The organism is Leptospiraceae bacterium, from assembly GCA_016708435.1.
GTDB lineage: Bacteria > Spirochaetota > Leptospiria > Leptospirales > Leptospiraceae > UBA2033.
Genome location: JADJFV010000031.1, coordinates 44,993 through 68,688 on the forward strand (window position 1 = coordinate 44,993; position 23,696 = coordinate 68,688).

General features: G+C 35.3%; 19 protein-coding genes. 13 read left to right on the forward strand and 6 right to left on the reverse strand.

Features of this window, described 5'->3' with window-relative positions; translation table 11 throughout:
* Nucleotides 1–464: 464 nt before the first annotated feature.
* The 8 genes from IPH52_19165 to IPH52_19200 are packed head-to-tail and all read left to right on the forward strand — an operon-like array spanning nt 465 to nt 9,130.
* Nucleotides 465–1,139, forward strand: coding sequence for a response regulator transcription factor (locus IPH52_19165; GenBank protein MBK7057124.1), 675 nt, complete (start codon nt 465–467; stop codon nt 1,137–1,139).
* Nucleotides 1,132–2,514, forward strand: coding sequence for a GHKL domain-containing protein (locus tag IPH52_19170; protein MBK7057125.1), 1,383 nt, complete (start codon nt 1,132–1,134; stop codon nt 2,512–2,514). The genes IPH52_19165 and IPH52_19170 overlap by 8 nt, the downstream gene beginning before the upstream one ends.
* 11 nt (nt 2,515–2,525) lie before the next feature.
* Nucleotides 2,526–3,677 carry a bifunctional glutamate N-acetyltransferase/amino-acid acetyltransferase ArgJ gene (gene argJ / locus IPH52_19175; GenBank protein MBK7057126.1) on the forward strand — a complete coding sequence of 384 codons (1,152 nt, stop codon included), beginning with the start codon at nt 2,526–2,528 and terminating at the stop codon, nt 3,675–3,677.
* Nucleotides 3,677–4,942 (forward strand): hypothetical protein, encoded by a 1,266-nt coding sequence (locus IPH52_19180; protein ID MBK7057127.1) that lies wholly within the window; start codon nt 3,677–3,679, stop codon nt 4,940–4,942. The genes argJ and IPH52_19180 overlap by 1 nt, the downstream gene beginning before the upstream one ends.
* A 2-nt stretch (nt 4,943–4,944) precedes the next feature.
* Entirely contained in the window at nt 4,945–7,263 is a 2,319-nt protein-coding gene (locus IPH52_19185; GenBank protein ID MBK7057128.1) for a serine/threonine-protein phosphatase, read from the forward strand.
* The gene (locus IPH52_19190; protein MBK7057129.1) at nt 7,263–7,826 is read left to right on the forward strand and encodes a hypothetical protein; all 564 of its coding nucleotides are present in this window, start codon (nt 7,263–7,265) and stop codon (nt 7,824–7,826) included. Before IPH52_19185 ends, IPH52_19190 begins: the two co-directional genes overlap by 1 nt.
* The gene (gene mltG, locus IPH52_19195) at nt 7,826–8,863 is read left to right on the forward strand and encodes an endolytic transglycosylase MltG (GenBank protein ID MBK7057130.1); all 1,038 of its coding nucleotides are present in this window, start codon (nt 7,826–7,828) and stop codon (nt 8,861–8,863) included. Before IPH52_19190 ends, mltG begins: the two co-directional genes overlap by 1 nt.
* 9 nt (nt 8,864–8,872) lie before the next feature.
* Nucleotides 8,873–9,130, forward strand: coding sequence for a hypothetical protein (locus IPH52_19200; GenBank protein ID MBK7057131.1), 258 nt, complete (start codon nt 8,873–8,875; stop codon nt 9,128–9,130).
* Here the strand turns inward: IPH52_19200 and IPH52_19205 are convergent.
* Nucleotides 9,127–10,017: an acyl-[acyl-carrier-protein] thioesterase gene (locus tag IPH52_19205; protein ID MBK7057132.1), complete on the reverse strand. Its 891-nt coding sequence runs from the start codon at nt 10,015–10,017 to the stop codon at nt 9,127–9,129. The genes IPH52_19200 and IPH52_19205 overlap by 4 nt on opposite strands.
* Nucleotides 10,018–10,083: 66 nt before the next feature.
* Between IPH52_19205 and IPH52_19210 the strand changes: the two genes are divergently transcribed.
* From IPH52_19210 to IPH52_19220, 3 genes are all read left to right on the forward strand, one after another.
* Nucleotides 10,084–11,364, forward strand: coding sequence for an HDOD domain-containing protein (locus tag IPH52_19210; protein ID MBK7057133.1), 1,281 nt, complete (start codon nt 10,084–10,086; stop codon nt 11,362–11,364).
* 8 nt (nt 11,365–11,372) lie between these two features.
* The gene (locus tag IPH52_19215) at nt 11,373–12,077 is read left to right on the forward strand and encodes an SH3 domain-containing protein (GenBank protein ID MBK7057134.1); all 705 of its coding nucleotides are present in this window, start codon (nt 11,373–11,375) and stop codon (nt 12,075–12,077) included.
* 422 nt (nt 12,078–12,499) lie between these two features.
* Entirely contained in the window at nt 12,500–14,872 is a 2,373-nt protein-coding gene (locus tag IPH52_19220; protein ID MBK7057135.1) for a PAS domain S-box protein, read from the forward strand.
* A gap of 51 nt (nt 14,873–14,923) precedes the next feature.
* Here the strand turns inward: IPH52_19220 and mgtE are convergent, their stop codons facing one another.
* The 4 genes from mgtE to IPH52_19240 all read right to left on the reverse strand — a co-directional run bounded on the left by mgtE (nt 14,924) and on the right by IPH52_19240 (nt 18,788).
* Nucleotides 14,924–16,315 carry a magnesium transporter gene (gene mgtE / locus IPH52_19225; GenBank protein ID MBK7057136.1) on the reverse strand — a complete coding sequence of 464 codons (1,392 nt, stop codon included), beginning with the start codon at nt 16,313–16,315 and terminating at the stop codon, nt 14,924–14,926.
* A gap of 122 nt (nt 16,316–16,437) precedes the next feature.
* Nucleotides 16,438–17,301 (reverse strand): DUF4261 domain-containing protein, encoded by an 864-nt coding sequence (locus IPH52_19230; GenBank protein ID MBK7057137.1) that lies wholly within the window; start codon nt 17,299–17,301, stop codon nt 16,438–16,440.
* The gene (locus IPH52_19235; GenBank protein MBK7057138.1) at nt 17,294–18,568 is read right to left on the reverse strand and encodes a replication-associated recombination protein A; all 1,275 of its coding nucleotides are present in this window, start codon (nt 18,566–18,568) and stop codon (nt 17,294–17,296) included. Before IPH52_19235 ends, IPH52_19230 begins: the two co-directional genes overlap by 8 nt.
* Nucleotides 18,561–18,788: a hypothetical protein gene (locus tag IPH52_19240; GenBank protein ID MBK7057139.1), complete on the reverse strand. Its 228-nt coding sequence runs from the start codon at nt 18,786–18,788 to the stop codon at nt 18,561–18,563. The genes IPH52_19235 and IPH52_19240 overlap by 8 nt, the downstream gene beginning before the upstream one ends.
* 246 nt (nt 18,789–19,034) lie before the next feature.
* On the opposite strand from IPH52_19240, the gene IPH52_19245 reads away from it, so the two are divergent.
* Nucleotides 19,035–19,337: a hypothetical protein gene (locus IPH52_19245; GenBank protein MBK7057140.1), complete on the forward strand. Its 303-nt coding sequence runs from the start codon at nt 19,035–19,037 to the stop codon at nt 19,335–19,337.
* Nucleotides 19,338–19,564: 227 nt separating this feature from the next.
* Nucleotides 19,565–21,454: a M48 family metalloprotease gene (locus tag IPH52_19250; protein MBK7057141.1), complete on the forward strand. Its 1,890-nt coding sequence runs from the start codon at nt 19,565–19,567 to the stop codon at nt 21,452–21,454.
* A 2-nt stretch (nt 21,455–21,456) separates the two neighbouring features.
* Here IPH52_19250 and IPH52_19255 read toward each other — a convergent pair whose 3' ends face one another.
* A complete protein-coding gene (locus tag IPH52_19255) occupies nt 21,457–23,475 on the reverse strand; it encodes a hypothetical protein (GenBank protein ID MBK7057142.1) in 2,019 nt (672 codons plus the stop codon).
* Between the last annotated feature and the right edge of the window lie 221 nt (nt 23,476–23,696).

Consider the following 23,696-nt stretch of genomic DNA (forward strand, 5'->3'; position numbering starts at 1 on the left):
TCCTTTTTGGTTCAAGAGCCAGAGGAGATGCAAGAGAGCATCAATTATGATTTTTTAGTTATAGTAGATAAAAAAGATAGAGATTGAAGAATCCTCCGAAATGACATTGAGTTCTGTTCTTACATATATCAAGAAAATTGTTAAATGATTATAAACTCCACGCTTACGATAAAAAATGATATGGATTCAAACCAAATTGCAAATATTCAAAACCTATCGTATCTTTTATCGGTGCTCAGTCCCCCCTTCGCTGCAAACATTCGCGACCAGCGCCTTCGCATGTTCATCGGTGGTAATCAGTTTCTTATTATTTGTTGGTAAAGAGATACTCCATGCCTCTGTGGCAATCCCTCCCCTAAAAGAAATCAATTGCATAAATGATTGTAATTAAAATGTAATAATTACTTGTAATACTTTGGGCATGATTCAATTAGGAGTTTAATGTGAATATTCATGGCAACGGTTTGAAGGTTTTAGTCGTAGACGACGAAGAAGACATTAGTGATTTAATCAAGTTTCATTTAGAGGAAGAAGGATTTCAGGTATTTGTATGTCAGAATGGTCTTGAGGTTCTTCCCCGAGTCGATTTGAGTCTTCCTGATTTGATTATTCTAGATATAATGCTTCCTGGAATTGGAGGGATTGATCTTTGCAAGCGAATCAAAGAAAAGTTCCAAGTTCCTATCATCATGGTAACAGCAAAGACGGGTGAGACAGATGCAGTTCTTGGACTCGAGCTTGGAGCAGACGATTATGTAAGAAAACCATTTAGTCCGAGAGAGCTAATGGCGAGGGTAAGATCTGTTTTGCGTCGCTACGAAGAAAAGACAGAGGAAGGAAAAGAAGGAAATATTACCATCGGCAAAATTCATCTCAACAAAAAAGCTCACAAAGTTTTTGTAGATAACAACGAAATAGATGTTACTCTCATCGAATACAAAATACTTTTACTTTTTATGACCAACCCCGGCATAGCGCTTACTCGCGATAAGCTCCTCGATAAAATATGGGGACATGATATCTATGTAACCGATAGAGCCGTAGATGTAAATATTAAACGTCTGAGAGACAAGCTTCTAGATGAAAAAGATCGACTCGAAACAGTTCGTGGAATAGGATATAGATTCAGCGATGCGTAGTCTTTTTTCAAGAGTCCTTTTAAGCAACTGGCTATTTCTGATTATCCTCTTAACCACAGGATTAATTCTTTACTTCGTAGAAACCCAGGTTGCAACAGAATTCAAATTTGTCCTTTTTGTTCTATATATTATATTTTCCATGCTCATAGCATTTCATACTTCCTTTCGAATTGCTACAAGTGTCACCGAGCATTTAAGTATCATCGAAAAAAAAACAATGGAAATCAACGCAGGAGATTTTGGAACTCTCCTTGCTGCTTCCGACATTCAAGAATTATCCGATCTTGCTTCCTCCATCAACTCCATGTCTCGCAGGTTACAAATGCAATTTACCGATCTCAATGTAGAAAAAGAAAAATTCAATTCCCTTTTACAAAATCTTCGCGAGGGTGTATTTGCCATTAGCCTCGATAAGAAAATTCTATTTCAAAATCAAAGTATTCCTACTACCTTGATTCCAGCCAATTCTCAATCGAGAAGTATTGATGATGTAATCATCAATAAAAAGCTACTCGGTTTTCTAAACGATCATATCGAATCTTCTGTAGATGGAAAAATAGGAATTGATGATAGCAAGCATTACTATAAGGTATGGTTTTATTCTCTTAAATCAAACAACCAGATATTGATGTATATTGGCGTTGTCTCTGATAAGACAGACGAGCGCGAAACACAAATGCTTAGAGAGCAATTTGTTCAAAATGCTTCTCATGAATTAAAGACTCCAATCACATCTATCAAAGGCTATGCGGAGACATTAGAAAGTAAGCTACGTCTTAGTCCTGATAGTGTAGAGAAAAAATTTATCAAAGCAATTCTTCGAAACACTGACAGAATGATTCGAATCGTCGAAGACATGCTTACGATTTCAAAACTAGAATCTCAAAATTCCTTTTTCCAACCAGAAAAAGTGAATCTCTATGAGCTAGTTCAAAATTTAAAATTCACCGTCGATGGGTTTATTAAAATAAAAAATCAAACCTTTGCCGCAGATGTTCCCACCGATATTTTTCTCTACGCTGATATGATTTTACTCGAACATCTTTTTCTCAATCTGATTCAAAATGCTTCTAACTATTCAAGCGAGAATCAACCCATTCATTTATTTGCACAATGCAAAGACAATACCGTTATCATCCAAGTGATCGACCAGGGAATTGGAATTAGCGAATCCCATCTCGACAGAATTTTTGAAAGATTCTATCGCGTAGATACCGATCGTTCTAGAAAAGGGGGGGGCACCGGACTAGGACTTTCCATTGTAAAGCACATCGTAAAACTTCATTCCGGTTGGATAAATGTTTCTTCCTCGCAAGGCGAAGGAACCACCTTCACTATAAATTTACCGATTGACAGAAAGAAGCCCGTCTTGTAAATTTAAGATACATGTATCCACTCGGTTTCTACTCTTTCGGAAAAAATATCGGAATCAAAGACTCTACACTCGACTTCTCCGTAATCTATTCGGAGATTCTCTGTGATGCTACTGCTGTATTCACACGTAATAATTTTCCCGGCTCCCCCGTTATCGTTGGCAGAGAGCATATTCAAAATGGAAAGTTGCAGGCAATCGTCATTAACTCCAAAAACTCCAATGTTGCTACAGGACAAAAAGGAATTGATAATGCTAGAAAGACTTGTGAAGTTCTAGCGGATAATCTAGGTATCCGCACGGAAGATATTCTTCCCTCTTCTACTGGAGTCATTGGAGTTCCCCTTCCCGTAGAAAAAATTCTTTCTGCCTGTAAATCCGCCAAAGAATCTTTAAAGCCCGGTAACTTAGAAGAAGTCGCAGAGGCAATCATGACCACCGACAAGAAGAAAAAAATCTCTTCTAGAACAATCGAAGTCAATGGAGTCAAAGGAATCATTTACGGAATCGCAAAAGGAGCCGGAATGATCGAGCCGAATATGGCGACAATGCTCTGTTATATCCTCACTGACCTAAAGCCAGCGAATGGTAATTTATACGATATTCTAAAATCCTCCGTAAACAAAAGCTTTAATTGTATGAGCATAGACTCTGACACTTCTACAAGTGATACAGTCGTTCTTATGTGCAATGGCTTAGCAGGCTCTGTTCCCATTTCCAATTTTCAAAATGCGTTAGACGAGATATGCATTGACCTCACAAAACAAATAGCCGCCGACGGAGAGGGAGCGACTAAACTCATTGAGCTAGATATTCTAAAAGCACGAGACGAAGCCCAAGCGCATAAGATCGGTAAGTCGGTAATAAATTCTCCTCTCGTAAAAACTGCAATTTATGGAGGAGACCCGAATTGGGGAAGATTTGTAATGGCAATCGGTAAAGTATTCGATGAGAAAATTTCCTTTGAAAACTTAGCCATCTACATCGGTGGAATCTCGGTTAAGGGAGCTGATGCAGATACTCTCAAAAAACTCTCTCTCTATTTAAAAAATAACTCTTTAGTTCAAATCTCAATTCATCTAGGTGCGGGAAATTCTTCCAAACGTTTTTGGGGATGCGATTTTACAGAAGGCTACATTCAAGAAAACGCTTATTATACAACCTAATGAAAGAAAAAATTGTAGAATCGTTTTTCTCTCTCCTGCCCTCTGATTACCGAGTCAAAGCAATAGTCATTTCAGTTGGGGTAAGGATAATATCGATTATCCTTGCACTCTTAACGTATTATTATGTTGGACAATTAATTCCAAAAGCTATCGACTACTCTCTGCAAATTACTATGATCGGAACAATTGTAATTTCAGTAATTCTAATCGTTCCGCTACAAGAATTTCTAGAAACAAAAATAAAAAAAGCATTCCTCTCTGAATACTTATTCGAAGACCCACAAGGACATAACAGTCCGAAACCTCGATTTGAAATCAACGCATTAATCAGCAAAGTATTTCCAGATATGGTTAAAATTTCAGGTAGCAAATACGGAAGACTTGCCGTGCTAATTCGCGAGCCTGCAGATTTCGAGGCGTATACCTACTTCAACGGTCGCCGAAGAAAGATTAAACCCAAAGGTGTGCAAATCAAAGATAGACTTTTATTATTTTTAAAAGATAAAAAGCATGGAGTTTCGATTGGAGAGTTATTAGGACGATCAGATATTAACGATGACTTCTTAGATCTTAAGGCTAATTTTATTATACCGTTCATCTTTAGAGAAAGGATTTTTGGTTTTTTAGCTGTTACCAATCTACCTAGTCCTGAAGATAAATTAAGCTTAAAAGTCCTAGCTAGCAAGGCGGCTATAGCTGTTTACAACCATATTCTGTCTTCTCAGGTTGCACTACACAAAAAATACAAGCGAGAATTTGAAATTGCAAATAGAATTGAAGGATTAATTTTTACTTCGAAGGTTCCAGTCTTCAAGTCCTTTAAATTCGAAGCACACCAAAAAGATCCAAATGTTCTTGTAGAATTTTTTAGGAATGAAGATGGAGAATGCTTATTCATTTTACTTGCTTTAAAAAGCACAAAGGTTGGCTCCGGTCTTGTATCTTCTCATGTTCTAGGTAAAATGTATTCACAAAGTCTAATGAAACGAAAACATAATTTGAATTCACTAAAACTCATTGCGGAAGATATGCTAAAAAAACTTTCCTGGGAAGAAGGTTATGAAATTGTCGTTGGAAGTTTTAGAGAAGATACATTTAGATTGACATTTTCCCAAACAGGTAAGAATTTTAAGATAACAAATGATACTGATCCAAATAAAAGTCTTATCTCTGTTGGTTGGCGTTACACGGTTGACTTGCAAGACAACCCTGTAATTTTTATTTATTATAAGTCAGACAAAATCATTTCTATTCAGAATATCTAATCATGAAAAATTATATTGTTATCATTCTAGGAGCGCTTTGTTTTGTTGCACTTACTTTATTTACATTTAAGGGAGTGGGATTAGATGCAAGTCACGCCAAGATATTTCTTTATTATTATCCGAACGGGCTAATAGCTAACGCAGACTTAGATAATATACATATGATTGGAGTGAATATGTATGAAGAAAAAATTCCTCCTATCAGAATAAAAATTAAAGAGGACAATAACCTCTTATCCCTTATTTCATTTCAATACAAAACCATTCTCGATTTCATTCCCTATATTATTATATCTCTAATTTTTTTAATTTCATCCTTTTGGTTCTTACTTAAATACGGAGACATCTATTTATTTTTATTCTTCTTAGATATTTCCATTTTTATATACAGCAACTTTGTATTACTAGCTTTCGATGCTTACCACTTTTGGTTTTATCTCACTTTTTATTTGCTCGGCTTTTTTATTATGCACATGGGCTTTCGTTTAAAAGGAAAGGATGTCTCGATTCGTTGGCTAATGCCAGAAATCTGTGCGTCTATTATCGTTGCTGTAATTGGAACTTCAGAGAAATTAGATCCTGTTATTTTTACAAAACTCACAACGATAGGTGTAATCGCAATCTTGATTGGAACCGTAGGCTGTCTTAGTGTCTTGGTCTACGATATTCTAAAATACAAATTGAGTGCCAATGCGAGATTACAAAAGATTATCCTCATTGTTGCAATTTCTCTTTTAGTATTGCTTCCCTATTTTTCGTTTCAATTTAGTTTATTTACAGTGTATCCATTCATACAGTATATATCGTATTTTGGTTTTTTAATTTTTCCATTTTTATTCATCTATGGCACTTATCGTTATTCTTTTATGCCCGAGCAGGTTTATTTTAGTTCATCGGTAACTACAATGAACCTAGCCTTTGCGTTCATCTGTCTTTATGGAGTTTTAATTGCTTTATTTAATTTTTTAACAGAAGGTTTATTTATTAAAAACCTTCAGCTTTTTAATATTTTATTTTTACTTCTCAGTATTTATTCAGTGGTTACAGTCAAACAAAGAATAAAAAAGTTCATGGAATACTGGACGCTTGGAAGAAATAAAAAACTAAACCAAACTCTGGAAGAAATGGCTCTACTCATATCCTCTCCCTTTTCTCTACGTGCAACGGTTAGACAGCTCGTAAGAAAAGTAAATGAAGCACTCGATATTCAAAAGGTAATTATCCTAGTTGCCTCGGATCGATTTCCTACCTCTGATTTTAAAAACATCGATATGGTAAAGCTTCATAATAAATCAGAAATTTGGAATTATTTTGAGAATGAAAAAGATGTTACAATTACTTCCTCCTTGATGTTTGGTTCAGGGATTAGAGATAGCGTCTATAATTTCTTACGCACTCTAAATATTCAATTAGCATTTCCGATGTATGGGTTTGATGAAAAAAAATCTATAACCGCAATGTTTCTCGTAGGTGAAAGAAATGTTCCGAGAAACTTTACCTTAGGCGAACTCAGCTTTATTAAGGAGTGCACACGGCTAACAGATCTACTCCTTTACAATTACCAATTATTAATAGCGGATGTCGAGAAAAAGAAAATGGAGAAGAGTCTAAAAGAAGCAACCATTCTAGAAGAAACAATTCATCCTTCCTCAAACGGAATCCTAAATCTTCGCTCTACAGAATTCGCCTATCTATCATTAGCCGCTATGAGTATTTCAGGGGATTACGTTGATTTCATCCGTTTAAACGATAGACAAGTGATAATACTACTCGGTGATGTTTCCGGACATGGACTTGGCTCAGGATATTTAGTCAGCGCGATAAAAGCATTGATTCACGATCAGATAGAATCTGGCATCGACATTGTCCGCCTATTTCGAAATATAAACAATTTTCTAATAGAACGATATGCGGGTAATGAGTTTATGACTCTAATCGGCGGACTCTATGATGCAAGCACAGGAGTCTTTGAGTTTATAAATGCTGGTCACCTTTCTCCAATTATACTAAGAGAAAACGGTAGCTTTGAGACCATCAAAAGTGGTCATCGCATACTTGGCGTTATCCCTAGTCCTTTTACAACAGATGAAATCAGATTAAATCTCGGCGATAGATTAATTCTTTATTCGGATGGAATTACAGAAACGTTCAGCCCTTCCGAAGAAATCTATGGAGAAAAACGTTTTAGAAAATTTCTTGTGGATAATAAGCATTTATCTTCGCAAAAGCTTCTCAGTGCTTTAGAGAGTGTTCTAAAAGAATTTCGAAATGATGGGGAATTAACAGACGATATGTCATTGATTTTTCTAAAGAGGTTATAATGGAAGTATTAAAAGATTCAGTTACACTAATTAAACAAGACCAAGTTACAAAAAAAATTGTCTCCGTTGAAAATACATCGAGAGAATCAATTGAGTTGTTTGCCAGCAAGCAAGAAAATCTATTAACAGACTGTGATCTAGATTCTGTTCTCTGGACAGGTAATTTTGAATTAGCCACTCTACAAAGACTTACCTCCTCTGAACATTTATCATTTCCAAATCTACTGCCAGTTGTTACATTGGATTTAGAACAAAAGGTATTGATGCAAGCATTCGTAAATACAATTGCTTTATCCGAGACCTTTAGAACAGGCTTTGCAAATTACTTTAGTCGCTCTCGAAATAAAATCTGGCTCAAAGGCGAATCAAGTGATAATAGACAGGAGATAATAGATGTATACAGCTCTGCCCAAAATTCATTTTTCATTTATGTCGTAAAACAGAAGATTGCCGCTTGTCACGAGGGGTTTTATTCATGTTTTTATAGGAAATTAAATCAAGATCAGAGTTTAACTCAAATTGATTTTGATAGAAAATTCAAACCTGAAAAAGTTTATGGTTAATTGAAAGGAATATTGTCGTGATATCTAAAGAATTTGTATTAAAACGAGTTTTACCTGTAATCGCAGGTTTAGTTTTCTTAGGAATCGGTGGGGTCTTTCTACTTGATTCTATTAAAGGCGGATCTCCCGGAGATGGAAGTGTAAAGTATGAGCTTATCATCTCTGCCGGTGATTCTTCTACCAAAATTACAAAGGACTTAAGAAGTCATGGAATGCTTAAGTCTACTGGGTATTTTGTGTATCTTCTAAAAATAGCGGGTAATACCAATAAGCTCAAGCAAGGCGTTTACTCTATAGACAATGGAATGACGGCTCGCAAAGTAATGGAGATATTAGTAGACGGAAAAGTAAAAATGATTTCTTTTACAGTTCCCGAAGGTTACAACAACCGCCAAATCGGAGATGTATTGACGAATAAAAATATTGCTAAGTCAAAAGAAGAGTTTTTAACGTTAGCCGCAAGTGCCGAGCTTTTAAAGAAATACAAAATTCCTGCAAAGACAACAGAAGGATATCTTTTCCCTGAAACTTATACGATTCCTTATAACTACCCTTTAGACAAAGTAGTTGAGATGATGTTAAAACGGTTCTATTTGAATCTACAAAAGATTGATAAGGCGAAAAGCATTAGTCCAGAAGAGTTACACCAAAAAGTAATTCTTGCTTCCATTGTAGAAAGAGAAGCAAAGAAAAAAGAAGAGCGCCCTCTTATGGCAGGCGTATTCATAAAACGCCTCAAAAAAAATATTGCACTCGAAAGCTGTGCGACTGTTCAATACCTCTTTGATAAACCGAAGAAGAGACTTTTCGAAAAAGACTTACTCATTTCATCGGATTACAATACTTATCTGCACAAGGGCTATCCGCCAGGTCCGATTTCCAATCCCGGTATGCCTGCCTTACTTGCAGCATTTAATCCAGAAGAAACAGACAATCTTTTCTTTTTATTAAAACCGGACGGTTACCATTATTTTTCTAAAGACCATAGGGAACATGCACAAGCAAAGAAGAAATACATTGACGTCCTTTATGAATAGTGAAATACGATGAGCTTAAACTTTGACAAACTAGACGAAGAAATTTATGGAATCAGCAAAGAGTTGCGTGACGTTCAGTCTGCACTCTTAGAAGTTAAGAAAAAACAAGAATCAAACAAGTCTGCAAAAAAAGAAGCGTTAGTGTTCATCGAGAAAGCAGAAGCAGTGATAAGCAAAGCGGAAAGAGGAAAGATTAAACTTTCAGAAGAACAAGTAAATCGCATAAAAGAAACTCTTGCAAAGATACTTGTCATCTTTCGTGGCTAGTTTAATTCAACATAGTCTTTCACAATTTCTAAAAAATCGGCAGGAGCTTTTCTTGGTCGAGAGGCAGAAATAGAGACAAATAGCTGTTCGTCTCTCATTGATGCAATAATATCTCCCTTCTCACCAATTAAATCCTGCCTGATATAAAATCGAATTTTTTCTACACTTTCTACCCATGTATAGAGTTTTGTTCTTTCTCCGGCTAACGGCAAACGACTGTAATGAATCTTCCCGCCCATAAAGAAACAAGTTGTATCAAGGCCACTGATTCTAGTAGTATCAATGATTTCTCCAAAGAAAAGCCATCTTCCTTCTTCAAATGCTTTCCAGACTACATCCGATGAATATGTTCTAAGATAGTTCATATCACAAAAATGGATTGAATAATCATGAATTAAGCGTTTTGAAGAGCCAGTAAATTCTCTGACAGACTCCCGTGTTGGAATTCGATCTTGTTCTTGGGCTAAAGAGAAGAATTTGCCATCCAGATTTTCAAAACGGGTAATATGGATTAGCTCACAGGCAAGCTTATCATCTTCCCCCCAGATTTTATGCTCCCAGAGAATTCTTCCTCCTTTATAGGAAGTTGCATTGGTATCAATCCTCAAATTGGAGTCAGCAAATTGTTGAGCTAAAAATCTCACCTGTGTAAACTCAGGAATTAAAATTAAACTTTCTTCCATACATTTCTGAATTGGAAACCCATTTTCAGTTAAAATGGCTTGCCGACCTTCTTGGCTAAAACGTTCGTAAGTCCTACTTGTAACATGACGATTCCAATCCAAATCATAGATATGGGTGCGAATGAAAGTAGAATGCTTCATACAGAGAGTATCGAGTTTTTGGCGCAGAAAAAAAATAGAATATCTTCCAAGTAGGAAAATCATGATTCGAACTTAAAGAAATCATTTCTTTTTTGTTTACTTTTTTTTAGGAAATGATAGTATTGCGTTATGGATACAGCCTTAGGAATCAACATTGCAAATGGCAATAGTTATAAAGTAATCATAGCAGAAGACTCTTTTTCTGATCGAGAGTTATTAAAGAGATTTTTACAAGCAGATCAATTTGAAATTTTAGCAGATGTTCCAAGCGGAGAAGGAGTCCTTGACTATTTTAAATATTCAAGCGTGCTACCAGATATTCTTTTTTTAGATTATCAAATGGAACCGAAGAATGCGCTCGAGACGATACGCGAAATACGTCCAACTCATCCTGAAATGATTATAGTAGTTGTTACAGGAAATGTAAATAAAGAAGTTGTCGCAGAACTCGCAAAGTTTAAAATTAATTCTTACATTCTAAAACCCATCAGTAAAAGTATTATCGATCAAAAACTAATTCAAATTCTTGGTCGAAAAGATTTAGTCCTTCAATCAAAGCTTGCTACAAAGAAAAATTCTATTAAACTAGAAGATATAAATATTCCTCCCCTGCCTTCAATTGCGCATAAAGTGTTGTTATTCGAAGGAGATCCAGTAAGCGGAAGTAGTGAATTAGAACAAATCATTCTTCCTGATAAATCAATTTGTGCAGACATACTCCGAATAGCCAACTCAGCATTTTACGCTCGTTCCAAAAAAGTGCAAACCATTCGAGATGCAATTACCTTACTCGGTCTTAAGACAATAAAGAATATTGTCATGCTTCAGTCCAAAAAGCATATATCGCGTAACCTCGTATATACAGACATATTAAAAAAACATCTCCTCGAATTACCAATATTAACCGCATTAATATCCCTTGATCTTTCCGTCCCGCTAGGACTTAAAGCATTGCGAGAAGAATTATTTCTCTCTGCTATGATGATGAAAATTGGAATGACTATCCTCGCCTTGAATTCAGCGAAAGCTTATGGAGAAATGCTAGCAGAATATGAGTCCAAAGCAAGTGATTTAGCAAAATTAGAAAAAGATGAATTCGATTTGAACCATGTAGATGTTGGTCTACATATCTTCAAAGTTTGGCAAATGCCTCCTGTTTTTATCAAGATGATGAAAGGTCAGGGATTTCATGAAGCTGATTTGAATACAGCCGATGACTTTGATAGAATCCTTCGATTAGCCGATATTCTAGCGAAACGACTTGCTAACATCCCTTTGCCTGAATCCGAATTAGCGCTAGCAAAGACAATCCTAAGGCATTATAAAGCACCCGAAGAAACAATGGATGTGTTTGACGAAGATTATTATGAAAATATTAAATCGCATCCATTCTTTAGTTCTATGGGATAATGATGCTTATGCTTCGAAGTCTTTTTCTACTATTTCTATTTTTATCAATAAATATTTCGATTACTGCTCAATCGAAAGAAACTAAATACGTTAGTTCTAATGGTGGACTGAATTTAAGAAATGCCCCAAATACAGATGGAAAAAAGATTAAGCTGATTCCACAAGGAGAATCAGTAATAATACTTTCTGAACAAAAGGAAGAAGTGGAAGTGTCAGGAAAAAAAGGATATTGGACAGAAGTAGAATCAGAAGGAAAACGAGGTTGGGTCTTCGGTGCTTTCTTAATTGCGAATCCAATTCCTGACTTTACGATTAATTATTTGAACGGTAAGTCTTTTGAGACTGCTAAGATTTCAGCACCGTTTAAAATTACATTCATGCAAGGTAATCCTAATTTGTTTACAGGTCAATGTGACGATGGACACTATGGTGGCGGAAAGATGGAGGGCGAATGGTCATTAGCTTCTAACAATTCGATTATTATTTCTGGTTCCTTAGAAAGACATTCTTACCAAGAGATAGAAAAAGTTTCTGTAACTAAATTTCCAAAGCACAAACTTGAATTTCGATTTAAAGACAATGAATACCAAATTTATAATTACTTAGATACAAAAGGAAAAACAATTCTTACTCCTTGCGATACGAAAATAAAGAATGGAGTCTGGTATTCTAGTCTTGGGCAAGAAGTCAATTTTTGGGAAGCAGGAAAGTGATTTTTTCTATTTCGTAAATGAAAATGCATTAAGAATCTAATTAAGACTTTGCTAAAGAAATTGTGAAATATAAGCTTAGAACACGCAGAGAGTTACAGAGTCGATTCAGCGGGGACTGCGAAGAAAATGAGGTTTAGAAGCAGAATAAAAAGTTTGACAAATACTTGCAGGCAAAATCCACTAGATTGCGGCAGGTGTATTTATCTGACATTACTCAATTCAGAGCGGTTTTCGGAAGGTTCATCCCGTAAATCTTGTTAATCCTGTCAAAAAAAAATTCTTTTTCGAAAAACCAAACTAGCTTGCGCTATAGAACCTAAATTTCAGACATAGCGGAATAAATAGGGCACAAATTAGCAGCAACCAAGTCCTGGTAGGAGAATACCATTCTTTATTCGCATTTAGATTTCTTTTTTGATTCTATGGGAAATATATCGACTAACGTATTTATTTTTGTCTTTTCGATATTACTCTTCCTCCTTTTAATTCTCATTTTAATAATTAAAAATACATCAAAACACCTAAAAAACGCAGAACTGGAAATTCAAAAATTATCAGGAGTAATCGAACAAAATCCAACAAGTATTGTAATTACAGATTTGTCAGGAAACATTCAATATGTTAACTCAAAATTTACTGAAAACACCGGTTATACATTGAAAGAAATAAAAGGTAAGAATCCGAGTATATTAAAAACAGGAAAGTCTGATAGAAGCTTATACAAAAACCTTTGGACCACAATCGCTTTAGGGCAAGTATGGAAAGGGGAATTCATTAACAGAAAAAAGAATGGAGATGAATTCATTGAGAATACAATCATCGCTCCTATTTTTGATCAAGCGGGTAATAAAATAAATTACATAGCCATAAAAGATGAAATTACAGAAAGAAAACGTGCAGAGCGTGCATTGTGTGAATCCGAACAAAAATTAACAGATATAATTAGCCTTTTACCTGATGCAACTCTCGTCATTGATGAAAATGGAATGATTACTCATTGGAACTTAGCCATGGAAGAAATGACAGGACTCAAAGCTATAGACATGATTGGAAAGGGTAATTATGAGTATGCGCTTCCTTTTTATGGAGAGCGAAGACCAATCTTAATTGATTTGGCACTTGCCAATGGTGAGCTTAAAAAGAATTACCTGAACGTAGAAGAAAAAGGAAATATAATCAGAGCAGAATCATTTGTCCCTAATTTAAAAAATGGAAATCACTATGCAATGGGCACTGCTAGTTGTTTGTTTGATTCATTCGGAAAACTTGTTGGGGCAATTGAAATCATTCGAGATATAACAGAACAAAAAGAGACAGAGAAAAAAATAACAGAACAGCAACAAGAATTGGAAAAGCTAAATGAGCTTACCCGAATTATAAACTCAACTTCCAATATTTCTTTGATCATAAATGAAATTTATTCCTACATTCGAGAGAGTTTTGGATTTGAAATTTTATGGATATTACTTATAGATAAAGAGAATAATAGAATTTTCTCGGATTCTACTTTTTCCATTTTTGATTCTCAAGAAAATTTTGACAGTGATTTCTTTCGTAATTTTAAAATGAATCTAAACAATTCACTGGGGACGATGTATCAAACCTATAAAACAAGAATCCCTTTTTACAATTCAGACATTATGAATTCAGAAGAAGGAATTACCAATCAATACACAAATGAAAAACATAAATTAAAAAAGATGGATGCAAAAATTCTAAGAAAAGGATCTTATAAATCAGTCTTACAGTTTCCTCTAATTCTTCAAGATGAAGTAATTGGAATTATAAATCTTTTAACTCACAAAAGTTCTATAAAGATTAACAAGCCTGATATTGAAAGAATATTACGATTAGGAGATCAAATTGTAGGAGTCATTTACAATGCACATCTTTTGAAAGAAATGAAAAAGGCAAAACGGGCTGCAGAAATTGAAAAACAAATTGCTCAATTTGCAAACAATGAATCCAAAGAAGAAAAACTCAAATCAGAGCGGTTACTTCTGAATATCCTCCCAGAGAAAATTGCAAGAGAACTCAAAGAAACTGGCTCTACGGAGCCAGTGCATTACGGTTCAGTTTCTGTTTTATTCACAGACTTTGAAGGCTTTACTAAAGTTGCAGAAAATTTATCACCCACTGAATTGATAACAGAATTGGATTCCTGTTTTTCTTACTTTGATTCCCTGATGGAAAGATATAATCTAGAGAAATTAAAAACGATAGGAGATAGCTATATGTGTGCTGGCGGAATTCCTGTCGCAAATAAAACTCACCCTGTAGATACTGTTCTAGCGGCTCTTGAAATTCGAAATCTAATGGAACAGGTGAGGAATTTAAAAGAAGGCTTAGGATATCCTTATTGGGAATTGCGCATTGGCATTCATACAGGTCCTTTAGTTGCAGGTGTCATTGGTCAGAAAAAATTTGCATACGATGTTTGGGGAGATACAGTCAATACGGCTTCTAGAATGGAATCCAGCGGAACTACAGGAATGGTAAACATTTCAAATTCTACTTATGAAAAAGTAAAAGATTTTTTTGAATTCGAATATAGGGGAAAAATTAAGGCGAAGAATAAAGGTGAGGTGGAAATGTATTATGTAACTGGAATCAAGAAAGAACTAAGCATTGATGAGGATTGTAAAACTCCATCCTATAAATTTAAATTATTATACGAGAATTTAAAAAACGGAGAAGCAAGAAATTCACAAGAAGTAAAAGATAGACGAGTAGGAAGACCAGATACTCGTAAAGATCCCAAAGAGAGGAGGAAAAAACAGAGAAGAAAGAGTTAAGAATGTAACAGGAGATACCACCTATTTGCCCCGAAAAGACAATCAGTTGCGTTAAAGAAATAAGGTAGCAAGTCCGAGAAAACAGAAAAACCCAAACGTATCCGTGCAGGCTGTAACAAAAATGGACGATGCAATTGCTGGGTCGATCTTAAAGAACTTTAAAACAAGTGGAACGATTGAGCCAATGAGTCCTGCAACAATCATATTGGCAAGCATGGCAAATCCAATAACAAAAGAAAGAGTTAAATTCGATTTTACTAGATAAGTCATTGTAAATACAATTGAACCAAGAACAAGACCATTGAGAATACCAATGATTAGCTCCTTACGCACCGCCACATACCAATTATAGAGCGTCAACTCACCAGTAGCCAGATTACGTACCACAATAGTAATTGCCTGTGTTCCAGCATTTCCTCCCATACCGGCAACAATAGGCATAAGAGAGGCTAACACTACTAACCTTTGTATCGTTCCTTCGAAAAGAGATACCACAGTAGACACCATCATAGCTGTAAACAAATTTAGTGCAAGCCAGATGATTCTTCGTTTAACAGAATCCCAAATCGAGGTCTTAAGTTTTTCATCTTCGCTGAGTCCTCCAAGACGAAGTATATCCTCACTAGCCTCTGCCTCAACTACATCGAGCACATCATCTACAGTGATTCGCCCAATCATCTTTCCTTCGTCATCGACAACGGGTGCAGATACTACATCATACTTTCGAAAGAATCGTGCAACCTCCTCTTGGTCCATACTATAATGAATGGTTTGAACAGGCTTCATGATTTTGCTGATCTTATTTTTATGATGAGAAAGAAGTAAATCCTTCAATTGAAGATGACCTTTTACAATTCCCTTCTGATCAATCACATAGATCAAATATATATTATCTGTTTCCTTCGCGGCGCGGCGAACATTAGATATCCCCTTACTCGCTGTCTCACTTTCTTTTACCACAGCGTAATCAAAACTCATGAGTCGTCCTGCAGTATTTTCTGCAAAACTCATTTGACTTCTAATTTTAGCAGAGTCTTTGCTATCTAGGGAATTTAAAATTTCTTCCGCTTTTTCAGGCTCAATCTCGGATATAAAACTAGTCGCATCATCGGATTCTATGTCTTCGAGAATGAATGCAATTTCCTCTAATTTCAAATATCCAACAAACTCTGCTTGTGTTTCTTCCCCTAGTTCAACGAAAATGAGTTTTTGTTTGTCTTTATCGCAAAGTCTAAAAACGTAAAGTGCGTCTTCAATTTTTGCACGGGATATTATTTCTGCAATATCAGCAGGATGCGCCTTATCTATATAATCCGCTAATGCAGAATTATTTTTTCCAGCAATATACGAATGAATCAATTCGATGGAAAGATGACGAGCTTTCTCATGAAGGGATATCATTTCTTCATCGCGCTCTGGTTTGAATGGGGCTTGTTCTTTCATGATTGCATTCCTTCCTTCTTATTTTTTAAAGTAAGGCTCGAAGTCAATAGAAGAAATTTTCAGAATTTCTAATCAAGCTGCGTAAGGATAAAAGTTTACATTCTCCTTACACTTAGATTACATTAATCTCTAATCTTGGAAGGATTCTTCAGATTTTCCATAACCACAACTTGCATACTCTCGGTGTCTCGAAATTCGCTTGCTCTTGATTCCATTGAAATCTTTTCTTTTTCGGATAAATCAAAAGTTTCCCCTTGTTTCAAAGGTTGTCTCGATAATAAAACATGATGAGCAAGATCGTAGAGCACTTTATAGATTTCCTCGAAGGATTTTTCTGATTCAGTAAACTCAATTTCTCGAAAGCCAAATTCTTTTAGCCCAATAGTAAAACCATTTCGCTTTGAATTATTCTCTCTAAGTCCAAAATAAATCCAATTAGGTAGCGGCAAATCATCATTACTCATAGTATCAGCGATCTTCATATAGTATTCGCGGGGTGCTATCAATGATTGATTACCTAAATATATTCCAAGAGATTTAGTATTTCTAAGTATGCTTGCCGCAATTCTAGTAAACTGCATATTGAGTTCAACTAAGTCAGTAATATCTGAAGAAACAGTGAGAATAAGATGAGATTTGTGCTTAGAAGTTTCTTCTTTTGCATCCTTCCATAAATGAGAAATTTTACAGACCGATTCCAATTCATCTTCTGGAATCTCAGCATCGACGGCAACAATTACTATCCGATATTTATCACTCGAAAAAATTACAATTCCATCATTGGCGGTTTTCTTATTTATCCTCAACTTATAGCGAAGCTCAAGCTCACGCTGAATCGTGGCGGAGTTAAAGATAGGCTCTTCTTCTAGTAAAATGATTCCAGATACTGTGTTGCTGAAACTTTTGTCATTTCCCATGTAAATGATAATCAACACAAATAAGGCAAGTAAAACAATTACAAACAGTAAAATTCCAAGTTTAATCATATTTCTTCCTACCAGTTTTTTCCCATAGAGATTTTAGTCTTTCTTTTAAATTTTTATCAGTTCCTTGGTTTGTCGGAAAATAAAATTGTGGTGGAGAATTTTTCAATTCCTCTGGAAAATAATTCTCAATAAAAAAATGATCAGGCAGATCATGTGGATACTTATAATTTTCCGATGCACCTTCTTTTTTATGAAGGAATGTAGGAGCATTGCGCAAATGATTGGGTATCGTAACTTGAACTCCATTTTTGCGGATAAACAAAGATGCCTCATCGAGTGCTTTATAGGATGCATTTGATTTTGGACAACTCGCTAGAAAAGCAGTTACCTGCCCGAGAATAATTCTACCTTCAGGCATACCAATCCTTTCAATTGCAGTAAGTGCACTCACTGCGAGAGGTAGTGCTTGCATAGATGCATTACCAATATCCTCAGAGGCTAATATTATTAATCTCCTAATGATAAAAATTGGATCTTCGCCTCCTTCTAGCATACAAGCCAGATAATAAAGAGCTGCATCTGGATCGGAACCACGAACAGATTTAATAAATGCAGAAATGAAATCATAATGATTTTCTTTATTGCGATCGTAATTGAAAACTTGAGAAGAAAGATAAGCCTCAATGCTTTCCTTGTTCCAGCCATTTTCATCTGGTTCAATGGTGTGAAGTGCTTCTAAAATTCCAAGTAACCTTCTTGCATCGCCCCCGCTGGCATGTATAATCAGATTTTTACAGTCTACGTCTAATCGAATGCTTGTATTTTCTTTTTCAATGCCACGATCTAATATCAATAAAAGTTCTGATTCAGAAAGAGAACTCAATTTATAAATCTGGCATCTAGACAATAAAGGTCTATTGATCCGAAACGCGGGATTCTCCGTAGTAGCCGCTACTAAAATAATAAGTCCTGACTCTACCGCTTCCAATAAAGTATCTTGCTGCGAAGTAGAAAAGCGATGTATTTCATCGAGAAATAAGAGGATACTTCCTATTTTGCGCGCATCCGCAATTAGGTCTTTTACTTCTTTTACACCCACAGAAATTGCACTTAGATGTCTGTAATTTAATTTCCAATTTTTGCTCAGGATTCTAGCTAAAGTAGTTTTCCCTGTTCCAGGCGGTCCATAGAGAATCATCGATACAGGACGTTTTAATTTCTTTAACACTTGAATGGTCTGAGTCTGACCTATTACATCTTCAAAACTCTCAGGTCTCGCCCTAGAAGCTAATGGTTCATAGCCGCTTGCAAATAAATTTTCAGCCAAGACTATTTAACTCCTTCTTAATTGATTGCAAGCATTCATAAATTGTTTCCGAGCAAATATTGCATCCACTATTACAGCACACCAAAGATGACTCATCCACCCTTCCATCTAGGAGTGCGTCTATTCTTGATTTGACGTAATGTGGAAGACCGTATCTATCTAAATAGTCCACAATAATCATAGATTTATCCGGCGGAAATAATTCCTGTTGTTCACTCATAATACTAAAATGTAAAATAAGGTTTATTTATCATCCTTATTTTATCTTCGGTAAAAAATCCATTCCCGCAAACTTTTAAAACTAAAGCCAAACAAGAAATTAAACAGTAGACTATATCAATACTGAGTAAAATGGCATTGACTCCATTTTACTCATCCTTACACACTTTCGGAAGTAGGGAATAATAAGGCTAATCTGCAAAGACTTTTTAGGTTTGGAGGATTTCCTGAAAGCTTTGAAAAGTTTTTGCATAGATGGCATACAGAGCTTATCCACAAGTTGGTAAAAACTGACTTACGTGATTTGGAAAATGTTCAAGATCTAGACAAGATTCAACTATTGGCAGAAACTTTGCCAACTCGAATTGGGTCTCCTCTTTCTTATAAGACTCTTGCTGAAGATTTACAAATTCACTTTAAAACATGTAAGCGATGGATAGGAATTTTAGATTCTCTCTACTATGCATTCGTAATATCACCATTTGGCGCTCCAAAAATTAGAGCAGTAAAAAAAAACAAAAACTTTATCTCGCTGATTTTAGTCAGGTAGAAGATTTAGGTGCTCGCTTTAAAAATATGGTCGCTTGCCAACTATTAAAGTCTTGTCATTTTCAGGAAGACACTAAGGGACAAAATATCAATTATCCCCTTTAATGAATTTTGTAAATTAGAAAGATAATTCAGGATAATATTGTTTTCATATATATAACTTGACTTTTCTTTATAAAAATAAATTAATGCTCTTAGCTTTCGCTAAAGAACAGCGAGGAATAATATATGTTAGCAAGACTAATACTATTACATAAGAAAATCAACCTATGGTCGTTTTATATCACATCGCTATTACTTGCAGTTGTAGTAGTCGGATTTTGGTTTTTATTATTCATTGCCATGATCTTCCAAGCAAAAACATCTTTCAAAGATGCGTTTATCATATTACTCATTGCAGTCATAACGAGTTTTCTATCCATTCAGCTCTTCTTATTCACAAAGAGAAAATACAATGAAGTGAAAAATGAAACGATTGAATCACAAGAAAAGAAAATGGAAGAATGGAAAGCCAAGATGAATCAATTAGTAGATATGGTAAAGCAATCTCCGCTGGCTAAACCCCAATTCAAAATTCAAAATCCTATCGACATTATAAGACCAACGGAAGATACTTTGAATAAGAATCCTTACCCGCAAGATAGGGATTCTCCTGAAAAATCGGAAAGTGAAAATTTTAAAAACGTAGAATACCTTAAATTAACCGCAGAGGATTTCAAAAAACTAAATAAAATAATTGAAAAAGAAATATTCATTTTCAATGCAACCCTGCCGGGTATTTCGAACGTCTTAAAAAAAATTAAAATTGATGAAGAAGATATTTTTAGATCCATATTAGAATCTTATCCAGAAGTTCAACAGGCTTCCTTTCTTCAACCTAACAAGGATTCAAGTGAAGGAGCATATCACTATTACCTGCGAAATCTTCTAAAAACAGGATTTGAGTTAAATAAGGCAAACTATGCTTCTCTGTTTAAAATAGTGGAAGAAGTCACCACCCTCTTCCAGATAAAACCGAAAATTCGTATTTTTAAAGTAAAACAAGGTGGAACTGAAAACGCATTTGTAATTTCTTCCGGCGACAACTTAATATTAGCCTTTTGCGATAATTTGTTAAATCTAATTAAGGATGAGAAAGAGCTTAGGTATGTGGTGGGGCATGAGTTAGGACATTTCGTTTATAAGCATGGCGAATCCTCCATACATAATAATATTTTTGCGCTTCATCGGTCCAATAGAGAATTATCCTATGATGAAAAATGTTTTCTAGCTTCGCAGAACGGACTTTTTTTTCTTTCCATATCTTGTTTAATCAGACAAATTCAAGAATTAAATGCAGATAGAGCCGGGTTATTTGCATCCGGAGATTTCGAAAGTTCTGTGAGCGCAAGCTTGAAAGTATCCGCAGGCAATATTGACGAATTTGGACTCTATAATTCAAAGGATTATTTAAAACAAGCTACTCATCTGATGAAATTAGGAAATTACTTTGAATTAAATGACATTTTTAGAACTCACCCAATAGAGGCACTTCGAGTGAAAGCATTGGAATATTTTTACCTTTCTGACCTATACAGCGAAATAATCAAACCCACACCAACCAAGTATAAAGCAGAATTATTTATCAAGGAGTTATTTAAAATTATCCCCATATCCTTTATGATAGAAGGCATGGAAAAACCTATTGGCAATTACATCACGGGTGAGGTATTTTTACTACTAAGCGCATACGGTGTAATGCTTGCCGATAAGAAAAAAGATAGAAGGGAATTAGATTATTTTAAAAAAATGGAAATTCAATTTTCCCATCATTACAATACCTTGGATATAGTAAAACGTACCGATTTTTTAAATCAGACAAAGGAAAGACAAAAAATAATTCTAAAAGAATACGCCGAGAAAATTAAAGAAGATAATCCTGATTATGCCCGAATTATCATCGACAATATGATTCAAATCGCAAAAATAGATTCTAAAATTACATTTGAAGAAATTCAATTTATCCTTACAATCTCTGAATGGATGAATGCAACTGATTTATGTCAGTCAGAGTTACAAAATCATTTTGGTTGGAAATTTGCTTTAGACGAAGAAGGAAATGTAATGAGAGAAGCTTAATACTATTTTTTCTCTAAAACTTCAACTCGTTCCAATCCAAAGTATTTATACCGAGGACGTGTTCTTTCTTTTTGATCTAGCAAATCCCAGTCTTGAAAGAAAATGGATCCAAAGAGTTCGGGTATACGGTGAAATTCTGCTCCGATATAAATACTAGGTCCGAGAGCAATATTGATATTAGCCGTAGTGTATTTAGGAAAGCTGTATTTATGCTCATTAGAATTCTTATCCGAATCAAAACAGAGTCTAAGATAATAAGAAAAACAGTTTCCAAAATTTGCGCCTATAGCTCCGTAATAAACTCTTTTTTCTAATTCTTTTCTTTTAAGATACTCAGAATTATAGCTTTGCGTTTTTCGACGTGCTTCCTTATAATCAATAGTCGTTACGAGTTCATGAAGTGACGAACCCTCTTCTATATCTGTTTGTATTCCATAAGCAGTCGAAGATTCCACTAATAATTCAGTATATATCAACGGACTCCCTCCAAACACCAAAATCTCTGCGCCTACACCAAGTCCATATCCAAACTTAAAAACAAATATATCTGTTATTCCACGAATGACATTTCCGACATAGCGAACGGGGGCTAGTGCAATGTTTTGTGGGCTAATCAGAGTTTGCTTTTCGCTGTCTAAATTGATTTCTTTTGCAAGAGAATTGTAATTAGCAACAATGTCCTTTTCTAGGAATTCAGGGTAAGCTTCAATCATTGCCTTGGCTTGATTCATAAATTGAATGGAGCGCTCTTTACGCTCCAATTGAGCAGACTTATTTTGCATAGAGCCTTCTAAGATAGAGCGAGAATTCTCTGATTCGCCAAATTGCAAATAGCCTTTCGTTCTACCCGAAACATACGCAGTTCCTGATTTTACAGTCAAAGCAATCTTAGCAGAAATTTGTTCCTGGTAACTGGCTAATTCTAAATATTCGCTATAATTCTTCCAAATAGGCTCAATAGATCTATATTTTGTTAGAGCTTTTTTAAATTGAAGAGATTGATAGTCTTCATCTCCGGAAAACTCTATTCGAGATAGGTATACTTTCATTATCCCCTCTGTCCTCTGCTTAAGTGCTTTTTCGATTTTGTCAGACTTTGCATAATCAGGTAGCACTCTATACTTTTTCCACTCCTCCAAATAGCCTTGAAAGTAAATGAGTATATCTTCCTTTGCAATAGGCTGTAAACTCTTAGGAATACTTTCATCCTTTGCTTGAAGCAAACTGGCATATCCCGCTGTGGATGAAAGTAAGACTCTATTTTGTATACTTCCAATGAGTGGTTTGAGTTTCTTTTCAGTTGCATCTTGAAGAGTGAAAATGGAATTCATAATTTTCAAATATCCATCTGATGCCTCTAGATATTTCTTATTCTTATAGTCCTCGTCTGCTTTTCGTGTATACTCAGTCACTCCTTCGAGGAAGGAAGCAGGTAAACCATCACCGGATGCGAATTGCATTGGCTGTAGACTTACGCCCGTTATCTTCGGAATGGATAGTTCATTCAATTTGAATTCTGAATCTGGATTGAGTGGATTTCTGGCAATCGTATAATTTTTATCTTTTAAAGCCTTCACCATTTCGGGAACCAGGTAATGCATTTCCCATTCAGTAAACTCTAAATAGACTTTGTTATTTATTCTAAGCTCTGTATTATTCGGACTCAGTTGAATGCTCTGTAATGAAAGTTGTAAAATAGAATTGTTCATCTGTAGGCTACTCGTGATTAATTCCTGAAACTGTAAACTATTCGCCAAGTAATTCAAGAACTCAGTATCCGCTCCAATAGACTGTGAAATCTTTCCTTGCTTTAGAATTGCAATGCTTGCATCGTCAGATAGAACATTTGAGTCAGGGTAAATACGAATTACACTCAACACTAAAAGATTTTCTATTTTCTTAGAGATAGAAGCTGGAACCAAGGAGCCTCTATCAATTCCCTTTACATAGATTTTGTTTTCTTTTGCAATGAGTGGAGAAATAACCAGAAAGGTGAGAAGTAAAAGTATTCTTTTCATCATAAATCCATTCTATCGCAACCCTAGGACAAATTACAGCAAGGATTTTAATTAATTTGTCAAGTTGTAAGTCGAAAGATAATTCGACGAGAAAAGTTTATAATAGCCTTAATCTGAATAGACTTTGCGAAGACGCTGGTTTGCGACCAAGCAAGCGAGACGATAGTTATTAAACCAATGGCAGATTTCTTGTAAAGAATCAATTAGTCTGTTTAATAGAATTT

Coding starts and splice junctions, on each gene's coding strand:
- IPH52_19190 (MBK7057129.1), top strand. CDS start 7,263: ATGGAAGTATTAAAAGATTCAGTTACACTAATTAAACAAGACCAAGTT.
- IPH52_19170 (MBK7057125.1), top strand. CDS start 1,132: ATGCGTAGTCTTTTTTCAAGAGTCCTTTTAAGCAACTGGCTATTTCTG.
- IPH52_19210 (MBK7057133.1), top strand. CDS start 10,084: ATGGATACAGCCTTAGGAATCAACATTGCAAATGGCAATAGTTATAAA.
- IPH52_19250 (MBK7057141.1), top strand. CDS start 19,565: ATGTTAGCAAGACTAATACTATTACATAAGAAAATCAACCTATGGTCG.
- IPH52_19240 (MBK7057139.1), bottom strand. CDS start 18,788: ATGAGTGAACAACAGGAATTATTTCCGCCGGATAAATCTATGATTATT.
- IPH52_19255 (MBK7057142.1), bottom strand. CDS start 23,475: ATGATGAAAAGAATACTTTTACTTCTCACCTTTCTGGTTATTTCTCCA.
- IPH52_19180 (MBK7057127.1), top strand. CDS start 3,677: ATGAAAGAAAAAATTGTAGAATCGTTTTTCTCTCTCCTGCCCTCTGAT.
- argJ (MBK7057126.1), top strand. CDS start 2,526: ATGTATCCACTCGGTTTCTACTCTTTCGGAAAAAATATCGGAATCAAA.
- IPH52_19220 (MBK7057135.1), top strand. CDS start 12,500: ATGGGAAATATATCGACTAACGTATTTATTTTTGTCTTTTCGATATTA.
- IPH52_19205 (MBK7057132.1), bottom strand. CDS start 10,017: ATGATTTTCCTACTTGGAAGATATTCTATTTTTTTTCTGCGCCAAAAA.
- mgtE (MBK7057136.1), bottom strand. CDS start 16,315: ATGAAAGAACAAGCCCCATTCAAACCAGAGCGCGATGAAGAAATGATA.
- IPH52_19200 (MBK7057131.1), top strand. CDS start 8,873: ATGAGCTTAAACTTTGACAAACTAGACGAAGAAATTTATGGAATCAGC.
- IPH52_19215 (MBK7057134.1), top strand. CDS start 11,373: ATGCTTCGAAGTCTTTTTCTACTATTTCTATTTTTATCAATAAATATT.
- IPH52_19230 (MBK7057137.1), bottom strand. CDS start 17,301: ATGATTAAACTTGGAATTTTACTGTTTGTAATTGTTTTACTTGCCTTA.
- IPH52_19185 (MBK7057128.1), top strand. CDS start 4,945: ATGAAAAATTATATTGTTATCATTCTAGGAGCGCTTTGTTTTGTTGCA.